This window comes from Nocardiopsis sinuspersici, from assembly GCF_001998325.1.
GTDB classification, from domain to species: Bacteria; Actinomycetota; Actinomycetes; order Streptosporangiales; family Streptosporangiaceae; genus Nocardiopsis; species Nocardiopsis sinuspersici.
Map to the genome: position 1 here is coordinate 1,015,641 of NZ_MCOK01000001.1, position 26,195 is coordinate 1,041,835.

Below are 26,195 nucleotides of genomic sequence, written 5' to 3' on the forward strand. Positions count from 1 at the left end.
CGAAGCACCTGGTCACCGCGGGGGAAGGAGGGGGGCCGCGTGAGGAGCCCGGACCGGCTGTGCCAGGCGGCCCACCCGGAGCGCGCTCGCGTGGCATCATCTCGTCATGGGTACTGGGGACGCGCAGGACCGGGAGTGGAAGCGTGCCGGCCGGGTGGCGGGCCTGTTGCTGGCGGCGGGGGCGGGGAGCAGACTCGGGCGCCCCAAGGCGCTGGTCGAGGTGGGCGGTGAGCGCCTGGTCGACCGGGGCGTGCGCATCCTGACCGAGGGCGGATGCGCCCCCGCGATGGTGGTGCTGGGCGCGGCCGACACGCCGGTCGACGGCGCGCACACGGTGCACAACCCCGACTGGCGGACCGGTATGGGGTCGTCGGTGCGCGCGGGGATCGACGCACTGCCCGGCACGGTGGACGCCGTGCTGATCGCGCTGGCCGACCAGCCCCTGGTCACCCCCGAGGCGGTGCGCCGCCTGGTGCGCGCGCACGAGCAGGGCGCCCGCGCCGCGGTGGCCACCTACCACGGCAACCAGCGCAACCCGGTGCTGCTGGGACGCGAGCACTGGTCGACCGTCTACGCCATGGCCGTGCACGACGTGGGAGCGCGCCCGTTCCTGCGGGCGTACTCGCACCTGGTCACCCCCGTGGCCTGTGACGACGTCGCCAGCCCGGAGGACATCGACACCGTGGAGGACCTGGAGCGGCTCAGCGACGTTCTGGGCCGCGAGCCCTCCGGCTCGGGATGAGGCGCGGCCGGCCGGCGGCGCTCAGCCCCGGGCCTCGGCCGTGATGCCGAACGTGTGCCCGGTCGACTCGCCCGGCGCGAGCACGATCAGGTCGGTGCCGGTCGCCAGCGCGTTGGGCGGGCAGGTCATCGGCTCGGCCGCCAGGTGGGCCCGGTGGTCGGCCCCGCCGAGGGTGTCGGCGCTGAACAGTTGCAGCCAGCCGAAGCTGGAGTCGCACCACAGCGAGACCCGGTGCTCCGGGCCGCTGGCACGCACCCACGCGCGTCCGTCGCCGTCGCGCTCCAGCGCGGTGAAGGCGGTGTCCAGGACCGTGTCGCCGAGCCCGCGGCCCGGCGGTCGGAAGTCGAGCGGGCCGCCGTCCACCGGGACGGGTGCGCCCGACGGCAGCATCTGCTCGTCGACCGGCTGGCGTGCGCCCGCGGTGACCTCCAGCGTGAGCTCGCCGCGCTCGGCCAGCGCCGACAGGGGCTCGCCCAGGGTCAGGTAGGGGTGGAAGCCCAGCCCGAACGGCGCGGGCGAGCCGCCCCGGTTGCGGGCGGTGGTGGTGACCTCCAGCCCGTCCCCGGTGAGCCGGTGGGTGACGGACAGCTCCAGGGGGAAGGGGAAGCCGGGCGTGCCCTCGAAGTCCAGGCGCAGGGTGGCCGCGTCCCCGGACACCGACTCCGGCGACCACGTCCGGTCGTGGACCAGGCCGTGGATGGCCGTGCCCGTGGCCGGGTCGTTGGGTTCGAGGTGGTACTCGGCGCCGCCGAACCGGTAGCCCTTCTCGGTCACCCGGTTGGGCCACGGCGCCAGGACCTGGCCCTGGAAGGCCGTGGGGCCGTCCGCGCCGTAGGGCCAGACCACGTCCCGGCCGCGCCAGGTGAGTGACCGCAGAGCCGCCCCCGTGTGGTCGATGCCCGCCCGGTACTCTCCGGCGTGCAGTTCGATCACGTCACCCACCTGTCACCCGCTTCCCCGTCGTGGTCTCGTCCGGACGCATGCCGAACCGGGTGATCATAGCCCACACCGGCCCCGGTGGCCGCGCCCCACGCGCGGTACCGCGCCCCTCGCCGCTTCCGGCCGGGTCGGTCCTCAAGCGTGTGCGGCGGCATGCTGCTCCGGCCGGTCCGGACCCACCCGCCACACCGGCAACGTTTACGGTCGGCACACCAGACGGGCGAGGGATGTCCCGCAAGCAGGATCCTCGCGTGCTCAGCCGAGGAGCCCGTCCAGGGGGATCAGCACGCCCGAGCCCAGTGCCACCAGGCCCGTGGACAACAGCACCACCACCATGAACAGCGATCCGGCCACGGCCAGGCGGAACGCCCCCAGGCGGCGGCGGGCCCGGGAGGTGGGCTTCCTGCTGGCCGCCGAGCGCCCCAGCACCACCAGTACGACCGACAACAGCACCGGGAACCACCACGCGTCGCCCGTGCCGCCCGGCAGCAGCCCGGTCACCGAACCGGTCACCTCCGACAGCCAGCCCAGGACGGCGCCGTCGGCGGCGCCCAACAGCCCCGTGTAGGACGAGGTCACGAACTCGCTCTCGGGGTAGAAGCCCTGCGGCGGGCGCACCACCCGGCCCAGTCCGTCCACCAGGCCCAGCAGCGCCGCCGGATAGGCGAAGCGGCGGCACTTGCCCGCCTTCATCGCCCGCTGGATCTGGCCCATGGTCCGATCGGCCCGGCGCCTGCGGCGCTCCTGCTCGCGGGGGCTCGGCACCGGCTCCGGCGTACCCGCGGGGCCGTAGGGCTGCGGGACGGCCGACTGGTCCGGCCTGGTCGGTGCCGTGGCGGCCCCGGTCCCGCGCCGCCCGGGGGCGGAGACCCTCTCCCGGACCTGGGACCAGCGCTCACGGGCCGAACCGGCCAGCGCCGCCCACCGGTCCTGGCGGCGTGCCCTGCCGTCGGCGCGCTCGCGTTCGGCGATACCGCCGCCCACCCGGACCGCCTCGGGCAGCAGGAGCACGGCGGTGACCAGGGCGCTCCTGGTCGCCAGGGCGTCTCGTCCGGTGCCGTCGCGCAGTGCCAGGCGCCGCTGCTCCGCCCACCAGGGGGCGTGCGGGGCGGTGCTGCGCCGACGGGGGTGCCAGGACTGGTGCCGCAGCAGTGAGCGGTACCGGGACGCGCTCTCGGGGACCAGCACCAGCTCGACCGCACGCGCCCACGCGGTGTCCGTCTCGTGGGTGTCCGGGCTCCGAGGGGCGTCCGGGCCCGAGCCGACCAGCCGGTCGAGGGTCTCGGACACCCGCCGCATGATCAGGGGCACCTCGTGCTGGACGCGCTCCAGCAGGGCGCACCGGCCCGAGCCGCCCGAACGGCAGCCCGGGTGCGGACACCAGTGCTGGGCGCCCAGCCCGACCGCGCCCGAGGCCACGGCCTCGCGTACCACCGCGTGCCGGCTGGCCTCGCCGGTGGCCAGGGCCAGCAGCCCGTCGGCGCTGATCTCGTGTCCGCGAAAGCGCGGCGGCATTCCCGGCACGTACCGGGCGGCCAGCGCGCTGATCGCCACGTGCGCCCGCTCGGGGTACGCGTCCAGGCCGGTCAGGTAGGCGCGGTCGAAGGTGTAGTCGTTGACCTCCCGGTCCAGCCAGGTGCGCAGCTGCGGCCAGTGGCTGCGCAGCCACATGGCGCCGGTGTCGGAGCGGTCGAGCAGGTCGAAGGCCAGGCTCGGCGGGTCCTCGTGGCTGACCCCCGCGAAGTCGATGGGGCGCAGGCGGCGTGCCGTGCGGATCTGCGGGCGCTCGCCGGCCAGCCACTGGACGACCTCGTCGTAACCCCAGCGCGCGGACGGGGCGGGCGCGAGCAGGCCGCGGGCCAGCAGACGCCAGCGCTCGTCGGTGATCGCGGAGATGTCCACCTCGGTGTTGCGCGCGGTCAGCCAGTTGCCGCCGCGCTCGGGGCGCCGGCCGCTCACCAGCTCGTGCGCCATCACGCCCAGGGACCACCAGGCGGCGGGTGCCTCGCGGCGGCCCTCGACGACCTCGGGCGCGGCGTAGTCCTCGGTGATGGCCAGCCCGCCGTAGACCCGGCTCATGGTGGCGCGCACGGCGCCGCCGAAGTCGGTGAGCGCCACGACCGGCGGGTCGAGGGACCGCACCAGCAGGTTCTCCGGTTTGACGTCGGTGTGGTTGTGCTGGAGCTCGTGCTGCCAGTGGTGCAGGCACTCGGCGACCGCGGAGACCACGGCCCTGGCCCGCTCCTCCTCCAGGGGGGCCTGGTCGATGAGCGTGCGCAGCGACCCCCGGGAGAAGTACTCCTGCGCCTCCCAGGCCAGGTCCTCGCCCCAGGCGCTGGCCGCGGTGCCGTAGCCGTGGATGGCGGGGGCGTGGGGCGACGCGGTGCCGCGGGCGCGGAGCCGGTCGAGGAGTTCGCGGTTGATGTCGTGTCCGGGCCGGTAGACCTTGAGCGCGAGCCGGCGTCCGGGGGAGTCGGTGGGCTCGGCCAGGTAGACGACGGCCTCGCCGCCCGCGCCGATGTGGTCGAGCACGCGGTAGCGGCGGCGCAGCTCGGCGGGGACCGCGTAGTCGAGGTCGCCCGCGGGTCCGACCACCACGCGCGAGACCAGGCGGGCCATCCAGTCCAGGAGCGGGCCGAACAGGGCCCGCCACCAGGGGGCGCGGTCGTCACCGCGTCCGCCGCCGGGGACGGTGGGAGCGGACCGTGGGGCGCCGGCCACCGCCGTCGGGGCGGCGGGGGCGGAGCGGTCCGCCCGGGCGGAGCCCGGCAGGGCGCTGGTGCGCTCCGCGCCGGGGGCGGTGACGCGGGTGGGCGCCGTGTCGTCCCGCCGCGCGGATCCCGGGCGCAGGACGCGCGTGACCCAGCGTGTGGCTCCCGTGCGGGTGGAGCCCGCACCGGGGCCGGTTCGCGTGGTCGGCGCGGTGGGTTCGATCCGTTGGGTCGGCGCGTTGTCGTCGCCGGGGTCGGGCATCACCATGGAGGCCGGGGCCGTCCTTCGGATAGGCGTTGCTGTCGTGTACGGGCGGGGGATCGACGGTCCTTCCAGAGTAGGCCGGTGCGGCCCGTCGCGCGCCGTCGGCGGCACTGTCCGGGACGTGTCGTCATCTCCCTGCCTTCGTTCGACTCCCCGCGGCCGCGCGGAGTTCCGACGAACAAGTGTGATCCGGGAGGGACCGGTGACGCGGAGGGGGCTCAGTGCCCCTCGCGCGGGGCCGCGCCGAGCTTCTCGCGGGCCTCCTGGTACATGCGCACGACCTCGGCGCGGATCTGGGCGCGCTCGGTCAGCGGCCGGGCCCAGGGGATGCGGACGGTGTGCTCGGCGCCGCCCGCGGTGACCGCGTAGTCGCCGCCGTCGCCGTCCAGGCCCGTCATGCGGGCGGCGGTGGCCTCGGGAAGGCCGCCCAGGGCGCGGCAGATGAGCAGGGTGTCCTCGGGGTGGTCGCCGTTCATGTGGGCGGTGACGGCGGCGACGACCTCGGGGGAGAAGGGGTGGGTCGGGGGCACGGGACCTCCTGGCCGGCGGGCGGGCGCATGCGGGAAAAGCGGGCGGGGGAGGGCGTGTGGCCCTCCCCCGCCGACGATATCCGAGGGGCTCCGGAGATGGTGACGGTGTGTCGTCAAAGCTCCGGCGCGGATGCCGTCCCGACGCCGCGGTCCCGTGCGGCCCCGCCCGGTTCCGCGTCCGCTCAGTCCTGGCGGGTGAACTCCGCGTCGATGTCGATGGTGATCCTGTCGCCGACGACCACGCCGCCGCTCTCCATCGGCATCTCGATGTCCACGCCGAACTCCTTGCGGCTGATCTGCGTGGAGCCGGTGAAGCCGGCGCGGGTCAGACCGTAGGGGTCGATGGTGGAGCCGTTGAACTCCAGCGCGATCTCGACCGGCCGGGTGTTGCCCTTGATGCTCAGGTCACCCTTGAGGACGAAGTCCTCGCCCTTGGCCTCGATACCGGTGGAGCGGAAGGTGAACTGCGGGTGCTGCTCGACGCCGAAGAAGTCGGCCGAGCGGATGTGGGTGTCGCGGTCACCGTTGTCCGTGTTGATGGAGCCCGCGTCGATGGTGGCCTCGACGGAGGACTGCGTGGGGTCCTCGGGGACCGTCAGCGTGGCGTCGAACTTCTCGAACCGGCCGCGTACCTTGCTGACCATCATGTGCCGTACGGAGAAGCCGACGACGCTGTGGGCGGCGTCGATCGTCCAGGTGCCGGGCTTCAGTTCCTGCTCTGCCATGGTGTCTCCCTCGTCGGGTCGGCGGACCCGGGGTCGGGTCCTGCTCACTGCTGAGTAACAAGGTACCTTAGAAGTATCTTCCCTGGAAGGGGTTACGTGTTCCGACGCACTCGTGCAAGGCCGGCCCGCAGGCCGCCACTACGATGGGGCCCATGGACAAGGCCACGTGGCTCGACGGCGAGGAACAGCACGTCTGGCGTGGTTTCCTCAGGATGAACGCCTGGATCTACGACGAGCTGGAGAGGGACCTGCGCGCGAGCACCGGGCTCTCGCTCATCGAGTACGGCATCCTCGTGCACCTGTCCGAGGCGCACGACCAGCGCATGCGCATGCGGATGCTCGCCGACAGCGTCATCGTCTCCAAGAGCAGGCTCTCCCACCAGGTCGCCAGGCTCGAACGCGACGGCTACGTGCGCCGGGAGCACTGCGACGACGACCGGCGCGGACTGTGGGCCGTGCTCACGGAGAAGGGATCCCTGCTCCTGGACCAGGCCGCGCCCGGACACGCCGCGTGTGTGCGCTCCCTGATGTTCGACAAGCTCACCGGCGAGCAGGTCTCCCAGCTCAGCACGATCATCGCCGCCCTCGACGGCGACGGGACCCCTCCCCGCGGATAGGTCCGCACGGGCGCGGGGCCCGCGCCGGCCGGGGGCCCGGACAGGTCCGCCAGGTTCGCGCGAGCGCGGGGCGCACCGCCGACCGGCCCCCGGTAGAGTCGGTGCCCGTGAGCAGACCATCCATCACCGGCGCCCAGAACTTCCGTGACGACGACGGCAGCGCCGACCCCGAGGTCGAGGCGCGCCTGCGCGAACACGCGTCGGGACGGAACGGCGACCGCCAGGTGCTGGCCGCGCTCAGCGGGTCCCGCGTGCTCATCCCGGTGGTCGCCACGGCCACCGGGACGGAGGAGGGCTTCGGCGGGCTCACCAAGGACAAGCACAGCGAGGTCGCCGTCCCGATCATGACGGGCAAGGACGGGCGCCGGGGCATGCTCGCCTTCACCTCGGTGGACGCGGTCCGCCGCTGGCGCCCGGACGCGCGGCCGGTGCCCTTCACCACCAAGGACGCCTGCCAGGCGGCCGTGGAGGAGGGGGCGGACGCCCTCGTGGTCGACGTGGCGGGCCCGGCGCCCTACACCGTCCAGGGCCGCTTCCTCACCATGCTCGCCGAGACCGGCGCCGTTCCCGAGCCCAGGGAGGACCCGCAGGTCCTCGCGCTCGTCTACCAGGTCACACACACCGAGTTCGGCATCGAGCGCGTGCGCATCCACCCCTCCGAGCGCGGCGACATCGGCATCCGCCTCGAACTCGACGAGCGCGACGACGAGGCCCTGCGGCGCGTGGCCGAGCGGCTCACCGCCGAACTGCGGCACGTACTGCCCGGAGGCATCGAGCTGAGCGCCGTCGTGCGCGCCCGGCGGGACGACGGCAAGGAGCCGGGCCGGAAGGCGGCCGACGAGCAGCCCGGCCGGGAGGCGGCCGACGAGGAGTAGCCCGGAGGAGGGACGGCCGACACGGAGACGGGTCGGCGGCGGTGCGTAGGCGGAGGCGCGGCGGCGCCCTCCCCGTGTCCGGAGCCGCCGGGACCGTGCCGTGGTCGTCCACAGGCCGGACCTGGTGGTGTCGCCGCGGGGCCCGAAACGGTAACTTCCCAACATGCCCATCCCCTCGGCATTCGCGCTCCACCCCTTTCTGTGGACGGCCGTCACCGTCGTCCTCCTCGCCCTGCTCGGTGCGGTCGCGGGCCGGCTCAACGGCCGCCTGGTCCACCTCTTCGGCCCGGCGCGGGCACCGCTGACCCCCGGTTCCCCGAACCCACCCGCACCGCGCGGGAACCTGCCGCTCCCCGCGGAGCGGGGGAACGACGCCACGAGGGTCCACGTGGACACCGAGGGCGTGCCCAGTGAGCGTCCGCCGCCGGAGGAGGACGACGACGAGGGGCCGCCGCCGCCCCGCTGCCCCCACTGCCGTGCCGAACTCCGCTTCCTGCGCTGGCTTCCCGTCGTGGAGGCCCGGGCGCTGCGCAAGCGCGGGGCCTGTCCCCACTGCGAGCAGGTCATCCGCCCCGACCCCGCGGTCGTCGCCCTGACCGCCCTCCTCTTCGGGGCCGCCGGACTCTGGTCCCTGACGCGGTCCCCCTGGTGCCCGTTCGACCTTCTCGCCGTGCTCTGGCTGGTCGCCGTCGGCGTGCTGCTGTCCGTCATCGACCTGAGGGTCATGCGCCTGCCCGACGCCGTCGTGGCCCCCGCCTACCCGGTGGCCGCGGTGTTGATCGGGGCGGCCGCCCTCCTGCCGCCCGGGGGCCCCGACACCGACCGGTTCGTCGACGCACTGGTCGGCATGGCCCTGGTCACGGTGCTGTACTGGCTGCTGTGGCGGGTGCACCGCGCGGGGCTCGGGTTCGGCGACGTCAAACTGTCCGGGCTCACCGGGCTGTACGCGGGCTGGGCCGCGGGCCCCCTCGGGGCGCTGGTCGCCGTCTTCTGGGCCTTCGCCGCCTTCTCGCTCGTAGGCCTCGTCCTCATGGCGCTCCGGCGGCTCACCCGCAGGGACCCGCTGCCGCTCGGCCCGTTCATGCTCGCCGCCGCCCTCGCCACCGTCCTGGCCGAGGGGCCGCTGCTGCCCCAACCCTGAGCCCGGGTGCGCCGCCGTACACCGATCCGTGGGAGGATCGTGCACATGTTGCGTTGGCTGACCGCGGGGGAGTCCCACGGACCCGCACTCGTCGCGATTCTGGAGGGCCTCCCGGCCGGTGTGTCCGTCACCTCTGACGACATCGCCGCCGCGCTGCTCCGCCGTCGCGCCGGGTACGGACGTGGGGCCCGGATGAAGTTCGAGAAGGACCAGGTCTCCGTCATCGGAGGCATCCGCCACGGCCGTACCCAGGGTGGTCCGGTCGCGGTCGAGGTCGGGAACACCGAGTGGCCCAAGTGGGAGAAGGTGATGTCGCCCGACCCCGTTCCCGACGAGGAGCTGGAGGGCGTGGCGCGCAACGCGCCGCTCACCCGGCCCCGCCCCGGGCACGCCGACCTGGTCGGTATGCAAAAGTACGGGCACGAGGAGTCACGGCCCATCCTGGAGCGCGCCAGCGCCCGTGAGACCGCGGCCCGCGTCGCGATCGGCGAGGTGGCCCGCCAGTTCTGCCGCCAGGCACTGGGCGCGGAGATCCTCAGCCACGTGGTGTCCATGGGGCCCGTGGCGGTGCCCGAGGACGCTCCCGAGCCGCGCCCGGAGGACCTGGAGGCGGTCGACGCCGACCCGGTGCGCTGCTTCGACTCCCGGACCAGCGCGCGCATGGTCGAGGAGATCGACGACACCAGGAAGTCCGGCGACACCCTCGGCGGCGTGGTCGAGGTGCTGGTCTACGGCCTGCCGCCTGGCCTGGGCAGCCACGTGCACTGGGACCGGCGCCTGGACGCGCGCCTGGCCGGTGCGCTCATGGGCATCCAGGCGATCAAGGGCGTCGAGGTCGGCGACGGGTTCCGTACCGCCGCCCGCCGGGGCTCGGCCGCGCACGACGAGATCGAGCCCGGCCCGGACGGCGTGCGCCGCCGCACGAACCGCGCCGGCGGTGTCGAGGGCGGTATGACCACCGGCGACCCGCTGCGGGTGCGCGCCGCGATGAAGCCGATCGCGACGGTGCCCAAGGCGCTGGACACCATCGACACCGAGACCGGCGAGCCCGCGCGGGCCCACCACCAGCGCAGCGACGTCACCGCGGTCCCGGCCGCCGGTGTGGTCGCCGAGGCGATGGTCGCCCTGGTGATCGCAGAGGCCGCCGTGGAGAAGTTCGGCGGCGACTCGGTCCCCGAGACCGCGCGCAACCTCAGGGGCTACCTGGACTCGCTGACCATCAGCTGAGCCCCGCGCCCGGCCCCTCCTCCCGGGGCGGGCCGGGGGCGGCGGTCTCCCACGGGCCTTGGGCACCGTCTACCTTGGGTGCGGAGCGTCCCCCGAGGAAGGCGGCCCCATGTCGATGACACGCGGGCTCCTGGCGTGCGGGATCGTCGCGGGGCCCCTCTTCGCCACGGTGTTCACCGTCGCGGGGGCGGTGCGTCCCGGCTACCTTCCGCTGCGCCACCCCGTCAGCTCGCTGGCGCTGACCGGAGCCGGATGGAACCAGACCGCGAACTTCCTGGTCGCGGGGGCTCTCCTGGTGGCCTTCGCGGTGGGCGTGCGGCGGCTTCTGGGACGGTCCTCGGGCGCGGGGGTGAAGCCGTGGCCCCTGGGAGCCGCCGGTGTCGGGCTGCTCGGTGCCGGGCTGTTCCCGACCGATCCCGTGAGCGGCTACCCGCCGGGCACGCCGGACGAACTGGTGTACACCCCGGCCGGCGCCCTCCACGACGCCGCGTCGATGCTGTTCTTCCTCGGGCTGCCGCTGGCCTGCCTCGCGTTCGCCCTCTGGTTCGCGCGCGGCCGCAGGTGGGTCCTCGGCGCGTACTCCGTGCTCAGCGCCGTCCTGTTCCTCGGCCTGTTCCTCCTGGCGGGCCTCGGGTTCTCCCAGGCGCCGGAGCTCGTGGAGCTGGGCGGCCTCTACCAGCGGCTCTCGCTCGTCGTGGGACTGGCGTGGACGACGGTGCTCGCCCTCGTCCTGCTGCGCGGGGACGGGGAGCCCTGACGCGACCCGGCGGGCGTGCGGGTGTCCACGTGCTGGGACGTCCCACACGACGGAGCCGTGTGTCTGCTAGACAGAGACGAGTACGTCACACGGTGCCGTCCCCGCGCGGGCGGGGCGGCCCCACGGATCCCCTAGGCAGGCAGAGCGTGGCAAAAGCGATCGCGGTGCTCATCGGTTCGCCCGGATCGGGCAAGTCCACCGTCGGCGAGGCCCTGGCCGAGCGGCTGGGCTCGGACCTGCTGTGCACCGACACCGAGATCGAAAGACGCGCGGGCAAGCCCGTCGGCGACATCTTCATCGAGGACGGTGAGGAGCACTTCCGCGCCCTGGAGCGCGAGGTGGTCGCGGAGGGCCTGCGCGCCTGGGAGGGCGTGATCGCCGTCGGCGGCGGCGCGGTCCTCGACGAGGCCACGCGGAAGGACCTGGAGGGACACCACGTGGTCTACCTCCACGTGGAGTTCGGCGAGGCCGCCAAGCGCGTGGGCATGGACGTCGCCCGCCCCCTGCTCGCGGGCAACCCGCGCACCCGGCTCCGCCAACTGCTCAACGAGCGCCTTCCCGTCTACGAGCGCCTGGCCACCGTCACCGTGGAGACGACCGGCTACCACCCCGAGGAGATCGTCGACGCCATCCTGCCCTCGCTGGCCGGACAGGACACCGGAAGGGCTCAGCAGTGACCGTGACACGGATCGGTGTGGGCGACTCCGCCGACCGCTACGACGTGGTGGTCGGCAGCGGTGTCCTCTCCGAACTCCCCTCGCTCGTCGGCGGCGCCGCGCAGGTCGCCGTCATCCACCCCGAGGGCCTGGGCGCGATCGCCCGCCCCGTGCTCGGTGCCCTGGAGGCCGCCGGGTACCGGGTCCACGCCATGCCCGTCCCGGACGGCGAGGCCGCCAAGACCGCCGCCGTCGCCGCCGACCTGTGGTCGCGGCTCGGACGGCGGGGCTTCACCCGCAGCGACGCCGTCGTCGGCGTCGGCGGGGGAGCGACCACCGACCTGGCCGGGTTCGTCGCGGCGACCTGGCTGCGCGGTGTGCGCTCGGTCCTGGTCCCCACCACCCTGCTGGGCATGGTCGACGCCGCCGTCGGCGGCAAGACCGGCATCAACACCCCCGAGGGCAAGAACCTCGTCGGCGCGTTCCACCCCCCGGCCGGGGTCCTGTGCGACCTGTCCACCCTGCCGAGCCTGCCCCGGGCCGACTACGTCGGGGGCCTCGCCGAGATCGTCAAGGCGGGGTTCATCGACGACCCCGTCATCTGCGACCTGGTCGAGGACGACCCCGAGGGCGCCGCCACCCCCGAGGGCAGGCACACCCGCGAGCTCATCGAGCGCGCCGTCCGGGTCAAGGCCGACGTCGTCTCCGGCGACCTGCGCGAGAGCGGCCGCCGCGAGATCCTCAACTACGGGCACACCCTGGGGCACGCGATCGAACGTGCCGAGAACTACACCTTCCGGCACGGCTACGCGGTCTCCATCGGCATGGTCTACGCCGCCGAACTCGCCCGCCTGGACGGCCGTGTGGGCGCCGACCTGGTCCGGCGGCACCGCTCCCTGCTTTCGTCGGTGGGCCTGCCCACCTCCTACGCCCAGGAGGCGTGGCCCGAGCTGCGCGCCGCCATGACCGTGGACAAGAAGGCGCGCGGGGCCACCCTGCGCTTCGTCGTCCTGGACGGCCCGGCCCGGCCCGCCATCCTCAGCGGTCCCGCCCCCGAGCTGCTCGACGAGGCCTATCGTGCGGTCACGGGCGACGCCCGTGTTCCACAAAGCCACTAGACTGAACACAGGCGACATGCGCACCGGTGCGCCAGGGGAGGCTCCCCGAGGTGCCCGCGCACAGCCCCACCGACCACCGACCGGACCCCACGGGCCCGGTTCCCGACGTGTCAGACCCCTTGGAGAGACGACCGACGTGGCCTCGACGAACGACATCAAGAACGGCACGACCCTGCGGCTCGAGAACGGCGTTCTCTGGAACGTCCTGGAGTTCCAGCACGTCAAGCCGGGCAAGGGCGGCGCGTTCGTCCGTACCAAGCTGAAGAACGTCCTCACGGGCAAGATCGTCGACAAGACCTTCAACGCCGGCGCCAAGGTCGAGTTCGCCAACGTCGACCGCCGCGAGATGGAGTACCTCTACAACGACGGCGAGTCCTTCATCTTCATGGACACCCAGACCTACGACCAGATCCCGGTCCCGGACACGGTCGTCGGCGACGCCAAGAACTTCCTGCTGGAGAACACCAGGGCCACGGTGGCCACCTACGAGGGCAACCCGCTCTACATCGAGCTGCCCGCCGCCGTCGAGCTGGAGATCACCCAGACCGACCCGGGCGTGCAGGGCGACCGCTCCACCGGCGGCACCAAGCCCGCCACCGTCCAGACCGGCGCCACCATCCAGGTGCCCCTGTTCATCACCACCGGCGAGCGCATCAAGGTCGACACCCGTACGGGTGACTACCTCGGGCGAGTCAACTGATGAGCGGAGCACGGCGCAAGGCGCGGCGGCGCGCCGTCGAGGTCCTCTACGAGTCGGAAGTACGCGCCACCTCGGTGGAGGACGTCATCGGACGCCGCCGGGCCCAGCCCGAACCGCCGATCAACGAGTTCACCGAGAGCCTGGCCCGCTCGGTCGACGAGCGGCGTGAGCGCATCGACGAGCTCCTGAACACCTACGCCATCGGTTGGACCCTGGAGCGCATGCCCGTCGTGGACCGCAACATCCTCCGGATGGGCGCCTACGAACTGCTCTGGGCCGACGACATCCCGGACGGTGTGGCGATCGCCGAAGCGGTCGGCGTCGCCAAGGAGCTGTCCACCGACGAGTCGCCCAACTTCATCAGCGGACTCCTGTCCAGGCTGATGGAGAACAAGTCGACGCTCTCGCTCTGACACCGGTGGGCGGGGACCGTCGGGGCAACCTGGATTGAGGGGACGCAGGTGACTGACAGGACCAGCGCGACCGCGACCGCCGGCGGCGGCCTCGGCGCGGGGGGATCGACCGGACCGGCGCGGGCGGCCAACGCGGCGCGGACGGCGGTCGTGTGGGACGCCCTGGTGGAACTGCTGTCCCGGCTCGGGCACGGCGGCCCCCTGGAGATCGTCGACGCGGGTGGCGGCACCGGCGGTGTCGCCGTTCCGCTCGCCGAGCTCGGCCACCGGGTCACCGTGGTCGAGCCCAGCCCCGACTCGCTCGCCGCACTGGAGCGCCGCGCCGCGGAACGGGACGTGGCCGTGCGCGGGGTCCAGGGGGAGACCCGCGACCTGGCTTCCATGTTCGAGCCCGGCAGCGCCGACCTCGTGCTGGTGCACAACGTGCTGGAGTACGTGGACGAACCGGCGGCGGCGCTGCGCGACGTGGTCGGTATCACCCGCGGGGGCGGTGCGGTGAGCCTGCTGGTCACCAACGCGGTCGCGGGAGCCCTGCACCGCGCGCTGGCCGGGCACATCGACGAGGCGCACCACCTGCTCGGCGACCCCGACGGCCGCTGGGGCGAGGGCGACCCCATGCCGCGCCGGTTCACCCGTCAGCAGGTCCTGGAGCTGATCGGCGGTGCGGGGCTGACCGGGGAGAGCGTCCGCGGCGTCCGGACGTTCGCCGACCTCGTGCCCGGGCACGCCTGGGAGGGCGACGCCCACGCCGGGCAGCGCCTGGTGGAGCTGGAGAGGTCCGCCGCCGAGTACCCCGAGCTGATCGGGGTCGCCACCCAGCTGCACGTCGTCGCCCACCGCGACTGAGCCCCCGGCCCCGCGCCGCGAGGCGTACGGGAGGGCGGCCAGCGGCTCCGGGCCCGAAGGAGCGCACGTACCGGCAGGACATAGCCTGACATCATGAGCCGACGCCAACTGGAACGCGGTACCGCGATGCGGGGCATGGTCTCCCCGAGCGGGATCGTGCCGTTGGGCGCCGACTTCCCCGCGGACGGGTCCGGCCCGGACTCCGACTGCCACATCCTGCACCTGGACATGGACGCGTTCTTCGCGAGCGTGGAGCAGCTGCGCCGCCCCGAGGCCCGCGGGCGCCCCGTCATCGTGGGCGGTACCGGCCCGCGCGGCGTGGTCTCCTCCGCCGACTACCTCGCCCGCGCGAAGGGCGTGCACTCGGCGATGCCCATGACGCGGGCCACGCGCCTGTGCCCGGAGGCCCTGGTCTTCCCGCCCGACGGCCGTGCCTACCGGCAGGTGTCGGAGGCCGTGATGGACATCCTGCGCTCGGTGACCCCGCTGGTGCAGCCGCTCTCCCTGGACGAGGCCTTCCTGGACGTGTCCGGCGCGCGCCGACGCCTGGGCGGACCGGTGCGGATCGCCGCGATGATCCGCGAGCGGGTGCGCGCCGAGCAGCGCCTCACGTGCTCCGTGGGGGTGGCCGCCACCCGCTTCACCGCCAAGCTCGGCTCCACGCACTGCAAGCCCGACGGCCTGCTGCTGGTGCCCACCGCCCACGTGCGGGGCTTCCTGGATCCGCTCCCGGTCGGGGCGCTGCCCGGTGTGGGGGACCGGACCGAGCGGACACTGGCCAAGCTGGGCGTGCGCACGGTCGGCCGACTGGCCCGCTACGAGCCGGACATGCTCCGCATGGAGCTGGGCGACAAGGCCGGGACCAGGCTGGTCGAGCTGGCCCGGGGCGTGGACGAGAGCCCGGTGGTGCCGGAGACCCCCGACAAGAGCCTCGGCGCGGAGGAGACCTTCGACGAGGACGTCGCCGACCCGGACGTGGTGGACCGCGAACTGCTGAGGCTGGCGGAGAAGGTGGGGCGCCGCCTGCGGGCGTCGGGCCAGGCGGGGCGCACGGTGAGCGTGAAGCTGCGCCGCGGGGACTTCTCCACGATCACCCGGTCGCGGACCCTGCCCGAGGGCACCGACGTGGCCCGCGAGATCAGCGCCCTCGCCCGCGAGCTGTACACCGCCTCCGGTCTGCGCGGTGTGCCGCTGCGCCTGGTGGGGGTGCGGGTCGAGGGGGTCATGCCGGTGGAGCGGGCGCACCACCAGCTGGCGCTGGGGGAGGAGGAATCGGGATGGAGGGATGTCGAACGGGTGATGGACCGTGTAACGGCACGTTTCGGTCCAGGGGCGATACAGTCGGCCGTGCTGGCCAAGCGTGACGAAAACGACGTATGATGCGGCAACTTCCGGGGCCTGCGAAGCGTTCCAAGGGTAGGACCGGAGTCAGGGTAGAAGAGAGGCATGGAAGCCGGTGTTTCCGATACAGGGCGAGGGTATCGTGGCCGTTGTGGGCCATGTACGCACGCAGCTTTTCTTTCCACCGGGCGCTAGCGCACCGTATTCTGGGCATATCACTGACCAAGAGAATGTTCATCAGTACCCGTCACCCCAACCGGGGACTGCCGTAGGGAGGCGCCGTGCCGCTCTCTGAACACGAGCAGCGCATGCTCGACCAGATCGAGCGGGCGCTGTATGCCGAGGACCCGAAGTTCGCGAACACTGTTCGGCAAACGAACCCCGCGGTCCATTACAAGCGCTGGATCATCAAGGCTGGACTCGGATTCGTCGTCGGCGTGGTCCTGCTGATGACGGGGCTGATGCTCCAGTCCACAGTCGCCCAGGTCGCCATCAGCGTTCTCGGCTTCCTCGTCATGCTGTCGTGCTTCCTGTGGGGGGCCAGTGCCTGGCGCAGGGCGTCGGGAGGCGGCGCCGAGGCCGCCGCCGCGGCGGCGGAGCCCAAGCAAAAGCGCAGGGGCGGGAACCGCCCCGGTATGATGAACCGCTTCGAGGAGCGCTGGCGGCGACGCCAGGAGGGCGAGGAGTAGGCCTCCGACCGCCTCTCGGCCGCCCCCGCCCACTTGGTCACGGCCCCGCCGGTGGATTCTCCGAGCGGATCCCGCCCGGCACGGAGCACAACGTGGTGGGGTCCCGCACGATCGTGCGGGACCCCACCACGTTCTCGTGTTCCCGGGCCGCCCGCGCCCCGCGGCGCGCGCACCTGTCCTTCCCGCCCCGGTCACCGGCCGGGAACCCTCGCGCGCCACACCGGCGGGGTTCCCGGCCGGCGTGCTACAGGGTCACGGGTCCGGGGCCCGGAGCCGGACGCGGACGGTGCCACGGTGCCAGGGAACGGGGCAGCAGCACCGCGCGAAGGCGTGCCCCCGGGCCGACCGCCGCGTCCAGTCCGGAGAGGGCGGTCCACAGGTCCTCGCGCAGTCCCTCGGGGGATCCCGGAGAGGGCGCGTAGCGCGCCGACTCCTCGGCCAGGGCCAGGCGCCACAGCGCCTCCGCGGCCTCCGGAGGCACCGGTTCCCGTGCGGCCCCCGACATCAGTCCTCCCGGCTCCGCCGTCGCCGGCGACGGTCCCGAGCGGGCCAGGCGCTCGGCCGTGGCCCGCGGGCTCTCCGCCGGCGTCCACGTACCGCCCAGGTCCAAACACGTGTCCCGCAGCTCCCGCCAGGCGGTGTGCGCCTCCGCCGCCCCGGCGGTACCCGCCGACAGCGCGGTCGTCCGGGACCAGCGCACCAGGGCGCGGACCAGCGCGGGCAGCACCAGTAGCAGCAGCACTCCGACCGCCGCGGCACCCGCCACGGGCAGCCACGCCAGCCCCCCGGCGGTGGGGGAGCCGTCACCGGGCGCCGCCACCGACGAGGTCGGCTCGTCCTCGGGCTCCCCACCCTCCTCGGGCGCCTGGCTCGGCTCCTCCTCGGGCGCCCCGTCCTCCCGCGGGTCCTCCGAGGCCTCGTCGGGCGAGAGCTCGGACTCCTCCGGGACGGTGCCGGGGCTGTCCGCGCCGCCCTCCTCCGAACCCCGCGAGTAGTCGGGCACCGACGCCGACCCCTGGCCGTCGGCCGCCGCCGGGGTCGGCTCGAACCGAAGCCAGCCCGCGCCCTCGAAGTACAGCTCCGGCCAGGCGTGGGCGTCGCCCGACGACACGGCCCACCGGCCGTCGCCCATGCGCTCGCCCGCGGTGTAGCCCACCGCCACCCGCGCCGGGATGCCGGCCTGCCGGGCCATGACCGCCATCGCCCCCGCGAACTGCTCGCAGTAGCCCACCCGGTCCTCCAGCAGGAAGTGGACGAGCGGGTCGGCGTCGCTGGGAACCGAGGGCGGGTCCAGGTCGTAGGTGAACGCGCCCCCCGTGAAGTACTCCTGCAACGCCACCGCCCGCTCGTAGGGGGTGCGCGCCTCCTCGGTCAACGCGTCGGTCAGCTCCCGCACACGCGGGTCCAGCCCGTTCGGCAGGTTCCGGTAGTCGCCCGGCAGGGACCGCGGGTTCCCGGTGTCGGCCAGCTCCTCGGCCGTCGGCACCCGGTCCACGGTCTCCACGGTGAAGTTCAGACCCGTGGGAGCACTGTCGGTGGTGAACACCATGAGGCTCCGGGGATCGGCGTACCACTCGCCGGGCGCCCTCACCGTGCGCGCCCAGTACGGCAGCGGCAGGAAGTCCATCCGCGGAGTCTCCGAGTCCAGCGAGATCCGCGTGGTCACCACGTCCTCGGAGGGGGCCGAGCCCCACCCGGTCGGCAGCGGCAGCTCCCCGTCGACCCTGGTGCCGATCGAGGCGTTCACCGGGGTCATCGTCCAGTTCACGCCGTCGAACTCGTCCAGCACGTACGTGCGCAGGTAGGGGGGCTGCTCGGCGTCGGTCCGGTAGGTCAGCACCCTGCGGTCGGAGAAGGACAGGTCGCGACGCAGGGAGACCAGCGGGTGCGTGGTGGTGATGTGGTTCCCGCCCGTGCCGATGCGGGTCCCGTCGAGCATCGTGCGGAGCGTGTCGGTGCGCAGCGAGGGCAGCATCAGCGGCACCGTCACCGCCAGCAGCACCGCGGCGGCCGAGGCCAGCGACACCGTCGCCACACCGCGCACCGCCCCCAGCTTCCTCGCCCGGGAGTCGGGCCCGTCGGGGACGCGCACCGACCCCGGCGTCCCCGCCCGGGAGCCGCGCTCGTCGGGGACGCGCGCCCCCCACTCGTGGCCGCGCACCCACATGTCCATCGCGAGCAGCGCCAGGAAGCCGACGGCGCAGGCGGTCGCGGGCAGCCAGTCCAGCCCGGAGCCGTCCAGGAGCACCGGTACCGACACCAGTGCCAGCAGCAGGCCGCCGACCATGCCGGGACAGCGCGCCGTCACCGCGAGGAAGTCCGCGGCGCCCGTGAGGACCGCGAGGGCCAGCGCGATGACCAGCATGACCCCGGCGGAGGACGAGACCGGTGGCGCGCTGGCGTCGATGGTCTTCATGCCCTGCTCGAAGACCGTTACCAGATGTACCAGAACACGCTCCGTGGGCAGCAGCCCCAGGGGCGCCATGTGCCCGGCGAACAGCGGTGTGGCCAGGAGCGCCACCGCCAACGCCTGCAGGAACGGCACCGGGAGCACGTTCCATCCGCTCAACCGGTACAGCGCGGACACACCGGCCACCGCCACCATCATGACGAAGGCCGGGACCCACCACGTTCCGCCGCGTACGAGTGAATCCAGCAGGGGCAGCGCCATCAGCATGCAGGCCAGGGAGCCCAGGGGCATCAGTGCTCTCAACGCGGTCCCCTCCCGGGGGTGTGCGGACCGGCGTGCGCGGTCCTCGCGGTGGACGCCGCCGCGGGCCCGGTCGCGCGGCTCCACAGCGGTGGCAGTTCGGTGGCCGAGGACAGGACGATGACGCGCCAGCCGGCGGTGGCCAGCACGTCGTGGACCCCGGCCAGGGCGTCGCGGTCGGGCCAGGCGGCGTGTGCGCACAGCACGGCCACACGGATCCCGTTGCCGCCCGTCCGGGACAGTGCGGCGGCCTCCTCCGGGCCGACCGCGCCCAGCACCGCCACCACCAGGCTGGTGGTCCCGCGGGTGTTGGCCAGCATGCCGATCCCGCCGAGGAGCCCCGCGGCGTCGGAGGGCTCCGTGAGGGCCAGGCCGTCCAGGACGCCGGCCGCGGTCACGGTCTGCACCCCGCCCCGCTCGGTGTGGAGGCGCAGGTCGTGTCCGTCGCCGAGCAGGCTCACCGCCACGGAGGCGGCCACGCTCACCGCGGTCTCCAGGGAGCCCGAGGGGCCCGGGGCGCCGTGCGCGCGGCGCCGCGTGTCCAGCAGGACCGCGCTGTTCTCGCGCCAGTGCTGCTCGTCCCGGCGCACCATCAGCTCACCGTGCTTGGCGGTGGACCGCCAGTGCACCTTGCGCAGGTCGTCGCCGTACCGGTACTCGCGCGGAACCGGGTCCTGCTCCCCGACACCGCTCACCGAGCGGCGCGGCGAGTCGTCGCCCTTGGCGCCGTCGGCGGCGCCAAGCGTGCCCAGCGGGACGGTCGCCGGGGTCACGAGCAGGTGCGAGGGCGCGCCCAGACAGCGGCTGACCTGCACGCACCCCAGCGGATCGGTCACCCCGACCTGCAACGGGCCCACGGGGTAGCTGCCGCGTACGGCGGGACGTACCAGGTAGCTGACGTCGCGTACGGCGCGCGGGCCCAGGTAGCCCACCGTGTAGCGGGGCTCGGCGCCCAGCGGAACGGGCAGCGTGTCCGACAGCGACACCGAGGTCACCGGCCAGGCCGGCGAGGAGTTGCCCACGCGCACCTGGACCCGGGCGTCGTGCCCGGCCCGGACCCGGGTGGGGGTCATGGTACGGCTGTGTACGAGGCGCGAGGCGCCGCCCAGGACCGTCAGGGCCGACAGCGGCGGGACGGAGACCAGCAGTACGCCCACGCCCACGATCTCGCGCTGTCCCACGGCGAGTCCGGACACCAGGGCGACCAGGCCGAGGACGAGCATGCAGACGCCTCGTGCGGTGAGGGTTCGGTGCGGGCGCATGGACCCTCTCTTGGGGGCGGATGCGAACAGGGGACGAGGGGGCGGACGGCGGCGGGGGAGCGGGGGCTTACTGGGGGCCGGGGACCGGCAGGCGCGCGACCAGTTTGGCCACGATCTGCTCGGGGGAGAGGCGCTCCATCTGCGCCTCGGGCCCGGGCAGGAGGCGGTGCGCGAGGACCGGCACGGCCAGGGCCTGCACGTCGTCGGGGACGACGTAGTGACGCCCGTCCAGGGCGGCGTAGGCGCGGGCCGCCCGGACCAGGTGCAGCGTCGCGCGGGGAGAGGCGCCCAGGCGCAGCTCCGGGCTGGTCCGGGTGGCGTTGACCAGGTCCACCACGTAGCGGCGCATGCCCGGGGCCACGTGCACCGAGTGCACCCGGTCGGCGAGGTCGCGGATCTGGGCGGCGCTGGTGACGGGGGCCAGGTCGTCCAGCGGTGAGCGGGAACTGTGCGAGTCGATCATGTCGAGCTCGGCCTGGGGCGCCGGGTAGCCGACCGAGACGCGGGCCATGAACCGGTCGCGCTGGGCCTCGGGCAGGGCGTAGGTGCCCTCCATGTCGGCGGGGTTCTGGGTGGCCACCACCATGAACGGCCGTTCCAGGGCGCGGGTCTGGCCGTCGACGCTGACCTGCCGCTCGGCCATGCACTCCAGCAGGGCGGCCTGGGTCTTGGGCGAGGCCCGGTTGATCTCGTCGCCCAGCACGATGTTGGCGAACACCGGTCCGGGGTTGAACTCGAACTCGCGCCGGTCCTGGTGGTAGACGCTGACGCCGGTGATGTCGCTGGGCAGCAGGTCGGGGGTGAACTGGACGCGCTGCACGGAGCAGTCCACGGCCCGGCCCAGGGCCTTGGCCAGCATGGTCTTGCCGACGCCGGGGACGTCCTCGATGAGCAGGTGCCCCTCGGCGAGCAGGACCGTCAGCGCCAGGCGCAGCACCTCCGGCTTGCCCTCGATGACGGTCTCGATGGCGCCGCGGACGCGGTCGGCCACGGCGACGATCTCACCGACGTCCTCCTGGACGCCGCCCCCGTGACCGCCGTGGTGTGTGCCGAGTGACACCAGACCCCTCCCGCTTCCTATGGCTTCATGTGCCGGTCTTCGGAACCGAGGTTTGACAGTTTCCTCAGTTTTCCCTGGTCTTTCCCGACCCTGGCCGGGTGACCCAAGGGGAACCACCAGGATACGCACCAGGTGCCCGCGAGAGCACAGTATGAGCCAATCGGAGGCACTCCTCCCCGTATATGGGAGTCGAGGTGCTGGTCAGCGCACCGCCGGGTCGCGGGGCCTCACGAGTCCGTGGGACTCAACGCGTTCCCGGGCGGGGAGTGACGGGTGGTTCCGCCGCGAGGCGACACTCCACGGCCCCACCTTGCGCTCCACTCTCCCCCACCCCAGCATTCAATGCTGTGACCTGCGTATTTATCAATTCTTCGGGGTCCGAATCCCCATAGAAGCTGTTGACGGTGGGGAAGTGTGGAGTAAGGTGGGGCAACGTGGAGAGGGTGAATTCTCCGCTTCGAGGGAGAGGGAGGTGGAAGTGTGTTTCTCGGCACCCACACGCCCCGCCTCGACCAGAAGGGGCGGCTCTTTCTCCCCGCGAAGTACCGCGACGAGCTGTCGGGGGGTCTGGTGATCACCAAGGGCCAGGAACGCTGCCTCTACGTCTTTCCGACGGAGGAGTTCCGGCGCATCACCGACGCGCTCGCCAGCACCCCGGTCACCGCCAAGGCGGTGCGCGACTACAGCAGGGTCCTCTTCGCCAGCGCCTCGGACGAAAGCTGCGACAGGCAGGGCAGGGTCACCATTCCGGCCAAGCTGCGCGACTACGCGGGCCTGGACCGCGAGTGCGTCGTGATCGGTGCCAACACACGCCTGGAGATCTGGGACGCCGAGGCGTGGTCGCAGTACGAGGCCGAACAGGAGCCCGCTTTCGCGCAACTGTCGGAGGAGGTGCTGCCCGGGGTGCTGTGACCCCGGCGGATCCACCGCCGGTCCGACCAGCACACAGTCCACACCCTCCCAAGCCGGAGTCCGGCAACGGCCTCCGGACGCGGTCCCCACGAGCTGGCGCGACTTCCCCGGTGCCAGGTCGTGAACGCGGGTCCACCGGAAGGTGGACAATAGCGGCCGTGTCCGGGGGCCCGCCGGAGTCCGCCGGGCCACGCAGGGACACCGCGGAGCGCACCGACCACGGTGCGGCCGCGGCGACTCGGGGAAGACGGTGACAGCGTGGAGGAACAGCAGCGCATGGGGGACATCCGGCAGCACGGCCAGCCAGGGGGCGGCGCCCGCCCCGACGGGGAACAGGGCGAACAGGGCATCGAGGCGCGCGTCGCGGCGGCCCGCGCCGGACTCGACCCCCTGCACGTGCCCGTGATGCTCGACCGGATCGTCGAGCTGCTCGCCCCCGTCCTCAGCAGGCCCGGCGCCGTGTTCGTCGACGGCACCCTGGGCCTGGGCGGCCACTCCGAGGCCCTGCTCAAGGCGTGCCCCGAGATGCGCCTGGTCGGCGTCGACCGCGACACCACCGCCCTGGAGCGCAGCGCCGAACGCCTGGCCCCCTACGCCGACCGCACCCACTTCGTGCACGCGGTCTACTCCGACATCCCACGCGCCCTGGACGAGGCGGGCGCCGCCGAGGCCGACGCGGTCCTGCTCGACCTCGGGGTGTCCTCGCCGCAACTGGACGAGACCGACCGCGGTTTCGCCTACGCCCACGACGCGCCCCTGGACATGCGCATGGACCGCACCCAGTCCCTCACCGCGGCCGAGGTGGTCAACACCTACTCGTTCGCCCGGCTCACCCACGTCCTGCGCTCCTACGGCGAGGAGCGCTTCGCCTCGCGTGTGGCCAGGGCCATCGAACGCCGGCGCGCCCAGGCGCCCATCGACTCCACCCGCGAACTCGCCGAACTGGTGCGCGAGGCCATCCCCGCGGCCACACGCCGCACCGGGGGCCACCCCGCCAAGCGCGCCTTCCAGGGCCTGCGCATCGAGGTCAACGCCGAACTGTCCATCCTCGAACGCGCCCTGCCCGCCGCCGTAGCGCGCCTGGGCATGGGCGGGCGCGTCGCGGTGCTGTCGTACCACTCCCTGGAGGACAGGATGACCAAGAGGGCCCTGGCCGCGCTGTCCACCGACACCACCCCCGCCGACCTGCCCGTCCCCCTCCCCGACCGACAGCCCGAACTCCGGCTCCTCACCAGGGGGGCCGAACTCCCCCCGGACGAAGAGAAAGAACGCAATCCACGCGCCCAGTCGGCCCGCCTCCGGGCGGCCGAGCGGGTGCGGCCGCCGCGGCAGTAGGGAGAACAGATGAGCACGAGGACGGACACGCGCCGCGCACCCGCCCGCGGCAGGGGGACCACCGCGGGGACCACCGCACCCGCATCCCCCGCGCCCACCAGGCGCACCACCGCGCGCCCGACCGCGGAGCGCGCACGGGCGAGGGCGGGCGCCCAGGTACGGGCGCCGCGCATTCCCTTCGTCCTGCTCATCCTCTGCCTGCTCGGCGGTGCCCTGGTCAGCCTGCTCGTACTGCGCAGCGTCGTGGCCGAGGGGGCCTTCACCATCGCCAACCTCCAGGACCAGAACCAGCAGCTCTCCTACGAGGAGCAGCAACTGCGCAGCACCGTCGCCCACATGGAGACCTCCGAGCGCATCTCCGAGGAGGCCGAGGCCATGGGCATGGAGCAGGGCGATGCCCCGCTCTTCCTCGACCCCGAGCGCGGTGAGATCGCCGGGAGTGCCGGGAGCGGTGAGTGAGCGCGCCCAGGGACCGACGCCCCCGAGACCCCCGCAGACCCGGAGCGACCAGCCGCTCGGGCTCCCGGCCCAGTAAGCGGCCCCAGCGCGAGCCGCGGCGCCCCGACGGCGGTGTGCGCCCCAGCCCCTCTGCGGGCTCCCGGGGACGGGCGCCGCGCGAGGCGCGCGGAGGCGAGCGCGCCCGCCGCCGGCCGGCGTCCCCGCCTCCGCCCCCGCCGCTGCTGCGCCGCACCTTCCGCCGGGGCGAGCCGCTCGGGCGCATCAAGGTCGGCGGGGTACTGGTCCTGGTGATCCTGCTGCTCTTCGCGGGCCGCCTGGTGCAGATCCAGGTCGTGGACGCCGAGCACTACGCCGAGGCGGCCTCCAACACGCGCCTGCGGACCATCGACATCCCCACCCTGCGCGGCCAGATCACCGACGCGGACGGCAACCCGTTCGCGCTGTCGCTGGAGGTGCGCACGGTCTTCGTCGACCCCGGGGTGGTCGACGGGGACCAGCGCGCCCAGCTCATCGACGAGCTCGCCACCCGCTTCGACCTGGAGAGGGGCGAGGTCGCCGAGAAGGTGGACGCCGATCCCAGCCGCTACGAGGTGATCGCCCGCGACGTCCTGCCCGAGGACTGGGAGGAACTAGAGGAACTGGGCCTGGCCGGGGTGGGTTCGAAGGTCTCCTACAACCGCGTCTACCCCGAGGAGACCGGCGCCGCCGACCTGGTCGGCTTCGTCGGTGACGACGGCCACGGCCTGGAGGGGCTGGAGGGCTACCTCGACGACACCCTGGCAGGGGAGTCGGGCAAGCGCCGGGTCGAGGTGAGCCTGAACGGCACACAGATCCCCATGGCGGGCGGCCTGGTCCAGGAGCCCGAGCCCGGCCAGGACGTGCGGCTGACCCTGGACCAGGAGATCCAGTGGTACGCCGCGCAGACCCTCGCCGACAGGGTGGAGGAACTGGACGCCGAAGGGGGCAGCGTCATCGTGGAACGGGTCGGCACCGGCGAGGTCCTCGCCATGGCCGACTACCCGACCTACTCCCCGAACGACATCTCCACCAGCGGCGCGGAGGAGTGGCTCAACGGCGCGGTGTCGGAGACCTTCGAGCCGGGCAGCACCAACAAGGTCATCACCCTGGGCGCCGCGCTGGAGGAGGGGATCACCACCCCCGAGACGGTGTACACCGTGCCCTACAGCATCAAGTACCAGGATCAGACCTTCCGCAACTCCACCAACCACGGCACCCAGCGACTCACGGTCAACGGCATCATGGCCCAGTCCAGCAACGTCGGCACCATCAAGATCGCCGACCAGGTGGGCGCCGAGGTCCTGCACTCCTACATGGAGGACTTCGGCCTCGGCCAGCCGACCGGACTGCAGCTGCCCGGGGAGAACGAGGGCATACTCACCGACCCCGAGGACTGGTGGGGCACCCAGCTGCCGTCGGTCTCCATCGGCCACGGCCTGTCGGTGAACGCCGCGCAGCTGGCGTCGGTGTACTCCACCATCGCCAACGGCGGCGTGCGGGTGGACCCCCGGGTGGTCGCGGGGACCGTGGACCCCGACGGGGAGTTCGCCCCGGCGAAGGAGCCCGACCGGCGGCGCGTGGTCAGCGAGGAGACCGCCGAGCAGCTCGCGCTGATGCTGGAGGCGGTCACCAGCGACGAGGGCACCGCGCCGGAGGCCCGCATCGACGGGTACCGGGTCGCGGGGAAGACCGGTACCGCCAACCGGATCAACCCGGAGACGGGGAGTTACGAGGGCGGCGGCTACACGGCCACCTTCGCCGGTTTCGCGCCCGCCGACGACCCGCAGGTCGTGGTCCAGGTGGTCCTGCACAACCCGAAGGAGACCTACTACGGCGGCCAGGCCGCCGGGCCGGTGTTCAACGACATCATGTCCTTCGCCCTGAAGTCGCTGAAGGTCCCCCCGACGGAGACGGACCCGCCCGCCATCCGCCTGTTCGAGAACGCGCCCTAGCGTGGCGGACGCCGGGACGCCGGGACGCCGCCCCGCCCGGAGCGGAACCTCCCGCGTCACCCCCGCGGCGTTCACGGCCCCGGGTGTGCTGCTCGGTGGACTCGGTGCTGTGCCACCGCACAGCGAGGGCACCGCAGGGGCCGAGGGTTCCCGTACCCGCGGCGTCCGAGCACGAGGTGAAGCGCAGCGGAGCCT

General features: G+C 73.4%; 24 protein-coding genes. 17 read left to right on the top strand and 7 right to left on the bottom strand.

Annotation, left to right across the window (positions count from 1 at the left end):
• The first annotated feature begins 154 nt into the window (after window positions 1-154).
• Window positions 155-742, top strand: coding sequence for a nucleotidyltransferase family protein (locus NOSIN_RS04275; protein WP_077693395.1), 588 nt, complete (start codon window positions 155-157; stop codon window positions 740-742).
• Window positions 743-763: 21 nt separating this feature from the next.
• Here NOSIN_RS04275 and NOSIN_RS04280 read toward each other — a convergent pair whose 3' ends face one another.
• The 4 genes from NOSIN_RS04280 to NOSIN_RS04295 all read right to left on the bottom strand — a co-directional run bounded on the left by NOSIN_RS04280 (window position 764) and on the right by NOSIN_RS04295 (window position 5,912).
• On the bottom strand, window positions 764-1,684 hold the full coding sequence (locus NOSIN_RS04280; RefSeq protein WP_077689485.1) for an aldose 1-epimerase family protein: 921 nt from the start codon (window positions 1,682-1,684) through the stop codon (window positions 764-766).
• A 252-nt stretch (window positions 1,685-1,936) separates the two neighbouring features.
• Window positions 1,937-4,660: a protein kinase domain-containing protein gene (locus NOSIN_RS04285; RefSeq protein WP_077689486.1), complete on the bottom strand. Its 2,724-nt coding sequence runs from the start codon at window positions 4,658-4,660 to the stop codon at window positions 1,937-1,939.
• A 215-nt stretch (window positions 4,661-4,875) separates the two neighbouring features.
• A complete protein-coding gene (locus NOSIN_RS04290; protein WP_077689487.1) occupies window positions 4,876-5,187 on the bottom strand; it encodes a DUF2470 domain-containing protein in 312 nt (103 codons plus the stop codon).
• A 182-nt stretch (window positions 5,188-5,369) separates the two neighbouring features.
• A complete protein-coding gene (locus NOSIN_RS04295) occupies window positions 5,370-5,912 on the bottom strand; it encodes a YceI family protein (protein ID WP_077689488.1) in 543 nt (180 codons plus the stop codon).
• A 152-nt stretch (window positions 5,913-6,064) separates the two neighbouring features.
• On the opposite strand from NOSIN_RS04295, the gene NOSIN_RS04300 reads away from it, so the two are divergent.
• The 12 genes from NOSIN_RS04300 (at window position 6,065) to NOSIN_RS04355 (ending at window position 16,292) form a co-directional block, all read left to right on the top strand.
• Window positions 6,065-6,529: a MarR family winged helix-turn-helix transcriptional regulator gene (locus NOSIN_RS04300; RefSeq protein WP_077689489.1), complete on the top strand. Its 465-nt coding sequence runs from the start codon at window positions 6,065-6,067 to the stop codon at window positions 6,527-6,529.
• A 107-nt stretch (window positions 6,530-6,636) separates the two neighbouring features.
• The gene (locus NOSIN_RS04305) at window positions 6,637-7,404 is read left to right on the top strand and encodes an SseB family protein (protein ID WP_077693396.1); all 768 of its coding nucleotides are present in this window, start codon (window positions 6,637-6,639) and stop codon (window positions 7,402-7,404) included.
• A 163-nt stretch (window positions 7,405-7,567) separates the two neighbouring features.
• Entirely contained in the window at window positions 7,568-8,545 is a 978-nt protein-coding gene (locus NOSIN_RS04310; RefSeq protein WP_077689490.1) for a prepilin peptidase, read from the top strand.
• A gap of 45 nt (window positions 8,546-8,590) precedes the next feature.
• Window positions 8,591-9,772: a chorismate synthase gene (aroC, locus tag NOSIN_RS04315; RefSeq protein ID WP_077689491.1), complete on the top strand. Its 1,182-nt coding sequence runs from the start codon at window positions 8,591-8,593 to the stop codon at window positions 9,770-9,772.
• Window positions 9,773-9,881: 109 nt separating this feature from the next.
• Entirely contained in the window at window positions 9,882-10,529 is a 648-nt protein-coding gene (locus tag NOSIN_RS04320; RefSeq protein WP_143832848.1) for a DUF998 domain-containing protein, read from the top strand.
• A gap of 164 nt (window positions 10,530-10,693) precedes the next feature.
• On the top strand, window positions 10,694-11,206 hold the full coding sequence (locus tag NOSIN_RS04325; protein WP_077689492.1) for a shikimate kinase: 513 nt from the start codon (window positions 10,694-10,696) through the stop codon (window positions 11,204-11,206).
• The gene (gene aroB, locus NOSIN_RS04330) at window positions 11,203-12,303 is read left to right on the top strand and encodes a 3-dehydroquinate synthase (protein ID WP_077689493.1); all 1,101 of its coding nucleotides are present in this window, start codon (window positions 11,203-11,205) and stop codon (window positions 12,301-12,303) included. The genes NOSIN_RS04325 and aroB overlap by 4 nt, the downstream gene beginning before the upstream one ends.
• Before the next feature lie 136 nt (window positions 12,304-12,439).
• The gene (gene efp, locus NOSIN_RS04335; RefSeq protein WP_077689494.1) at window positions 12,440-13,003 is read left to right on the top strand and encodes an elongation factor P; all 564 of its coding nucleotides are present in this window, start codon (window positions 12,440-12,442) and stop codon (window positions 13,001-13,003) included.
• Complete coding sequence (nusB, locus tag NOSIN_RS04340; protein ID WP_077689495.1) at window positions 13,003-13,416, top strand: transcription antitermination factor NusB; 414 nt, start codon at window positions 13,003-13,005, stop codon at window positions 13,414-13,416. The genes efp and nusB overlap by 1 nt, the downstream gene beginning before the upstream one ends.
• Before the next feature lie 48 nt (window positions 13,417-13,464).
• Window positions 13,465-14,262 carry a methyltransferase domain-containing protein gene (locus NOSIN_RS04345; RefSeq protein ID WP_077689496.1) on the top strand — a complete coding sequence of 266 codons (798 nt, stop codon included), beginning with the start codon at window positions 13,465-13,467 and terminating at the stop codon, window positions 14,260-14,262.
• A gap of 126 nt (window positions 14,263-14,388) precedes the next feature.
• Window positions 14,389-15,642 carry a DNA polymerase IV gene (locus NOSIN_RS04350; RefSeq protein ID WP_077693398.1) on the top strand — a complete coding sequence of 418 codons (1,254 nt, stop codon included), beginning with the start codon at window positions 14,389-14,391 and terminating at the stop codon, window positions 15,640-15,642.
• Window positions 15,643-15,884: 242 nt separating this feature from the next.
• Window positions 15,885-16,292 carry a DUF3040 domain-containing protein gene (locus NOSIN_RS04355; RefSeq protein WP_077689497.1) on the top strand — a complete coding sequence of 136 codons (408 nt, stop codon included), beginning with the start codon at window positions 15,885-15,887 and terminating at the stop codon, window positions 16,290-16,292.
• Window positions 16,293-16,536: 244 nt separating this feature from the next.
• Here NOSIN_RS04355 and NOSIN_RS04360 read toward each other — a convergent pair whose 3' ends face one another.
• The 3 genes from NOSIN_RS04360 to NOSIN_RS04370 form a co-directional block, all read right to left on the bottom strand.
• Complete coding sequence (locus NOSIN_RS04360) at window positions 16,537-18,993, bottom strand: DUF3488 and transglutaminase-like domain-containing protein (protein WP_077693399.1); 2,457 nt, start codon at window positions 18,991-18,993, stop codon at window positions 16,537-16,539.
• 8 nt (window positions 18,994-19,001) lie between these two features.
• Window positions 19,002-20,264 (bottom strand): DUF58 domain-containing protein, encoded by a 1,263-nt coding sequence (locus NOSIN_RS04365; RefSeq protein WP_077689498.1) that lies wholly within the window; start codon window positions 20,262-20,264, stop codon window positions 19,002-19,004.
• A gap of 67 nt (window positions 20,265-20,331) precedes the next feature.
• A complete protein-coding gene (locus tag NOSIN_RS04370; protein WP_077689499.1) occupies window positions 20,332-21,324 on the bottom strand; it encodes an AAA family ATPase in 993 nt (330 codons plus the stop codon).
• A gap of 480 nt (window positions 21,325-21,804) precedes the next feature.
• On the opposite strand from NOSIN_RS04370, the gene mraZ reads away from it, so the two are divergent.
• The 4 genes from mraZ (at window position 21,805) to NOSIN_RS04390 (ending at window position 26,000) form a co-directional block, all read left to right on the top strand.
• Window positions 21,805-22,236, top strand: a complete 432-nt coding sequence (mraZ, locus tag NOSIN_RS04375) for a division/cell wall cluster transcriptional repressor MraZ (RefSeq protein WP_077689500.1) — start codon at window positions 21,805-21,807, stop codon at window positions 22,234-22,236.
• 276 nt (window positions 22,237-22,512) lie between these two features.
• Window positions 22,513-23,571 (top strand): 16S rRNA (cytosine(1402)-N(4))-methyltransferase RsmH, encoded by a 1,059-nt coding sequence (gene rsmH / locus NOSIN_RS04380; RefSeq protein WP_077689501.1) that lies wholly within the window; start codon window positions 22,513-22,515, stop codon window positions 23,569-23,571.
• Between the two features lie 9 nt (window positions 23,572-23,580).
• Window positions 23,581-24,030, top strand: coding sequence for a hypothetical protein (locus tag NOSIN_RS04385; RefSeq protein ID WP_077689502.1), 450 nt, complete (start codon window positions 23,581-23,583; stop codon window positions 24,028-24,030).
• The gene (locus NOSIN_RS04390) at window positions 24,027-26,000 is read left to right on the top strand and encodes a peptidoglycan D,D-transpeptidase FtsI family protein (protein WP_077689503.1); all 1,974 of its coding nucleotides are present in this window, start codon (window positions 24,027-24,029) and stop codon (window positions 25,998-26,000) included. The genes NOSIN_RS04385 and NOSIN_RS04390 overlap by 4 nt, the downstream gene beginning before the upstream one ends.
• Window positions 26,001-26,195 lie beyond the last annotated feature (195 nt).

Coding starts and splice junctions, on each gene's coding strand:
- aroC (WP_077689491.1), top strand. CDS start 8,591: ATGTTGCGTTGGCTGACCGCGGGGGAGTCCCACGGACCCGCACTCGTC.
- NOSIN_RS04300 (WP_077689489.1), top strand. CDS start 6,065: ATGGACAAGGCCACGTGGCTCGACGGCGAGGAACAGCACGTCTGGCGT.
- NOSIN_RS04350 (WP_077693398.1), top strand. CDS start 14,389: ATGCGGGGCATGGTCTCCCCGAGCGGGATCGTGCCGTTGGGCGCCGAC.
- NOSIN_RS04320 (WP_143832848.1), top strand. CDS start 9,882: ATGTCGATGACACGCGGGCTCCTGGCGTGCGGGATCGTCGCGGGGCCC.
- nusB (WP_077689495.1), top strand. CDS start 13,003: ATGAGCGGAGCACGGCGCAAGGCGCGGCGGCGCGCCGTCGAGGTCCTC.
- rsmH (WP_077689501.1), top strand. CDS start 22,513: ATGGGGGACATCCGGCAGCACGGCCAGCCAGGGGGCGGCGCCCGCCCC.
- NOSIN_RS04295 (WP_077689488.1), bottom strand. CDS start 5,912: ATGGCAGAGCAGGAACTGAAGCCCGGCACCTGGACGATCGACGCCGCC.
- NOSIN_RS04310 (WP_077689490.1), top strand. CDS start 7,568: ATGCCCATCCCCTCGGCATTCGCGCTCCACCCCTTTCTGTGGACGGCC.
- NOSIN_RS04285 (WP_077689486.1), bottom strand. CDS start 4,660: ATGGTGATGCCCGACCCCGGCGACGACAACGCGCCGACCCAACGGATC.
- NOSIN_RS04365 (WP_077689498.1), bottom strand. CDS start 20,264: ATGCGCCCGCACCGAACCCTCACCGCACGAGGCGTCTGCATGCTCGTC.
- NOSIN_RS04385 (WP_077689502.1), top strand. CDS start 23,581: ATGAGCACGAGGACGGACACGCGCCGCGCACCCGCCCGCGGCAGGGGG.
- NOSIN_RS04360 (WP_077693399.1), bottom strand. CDS start 18,993: ATGCCCCTGGGCTCCCTGGCCTGCATGCTGATGGCGCTGCCCCTGCTG.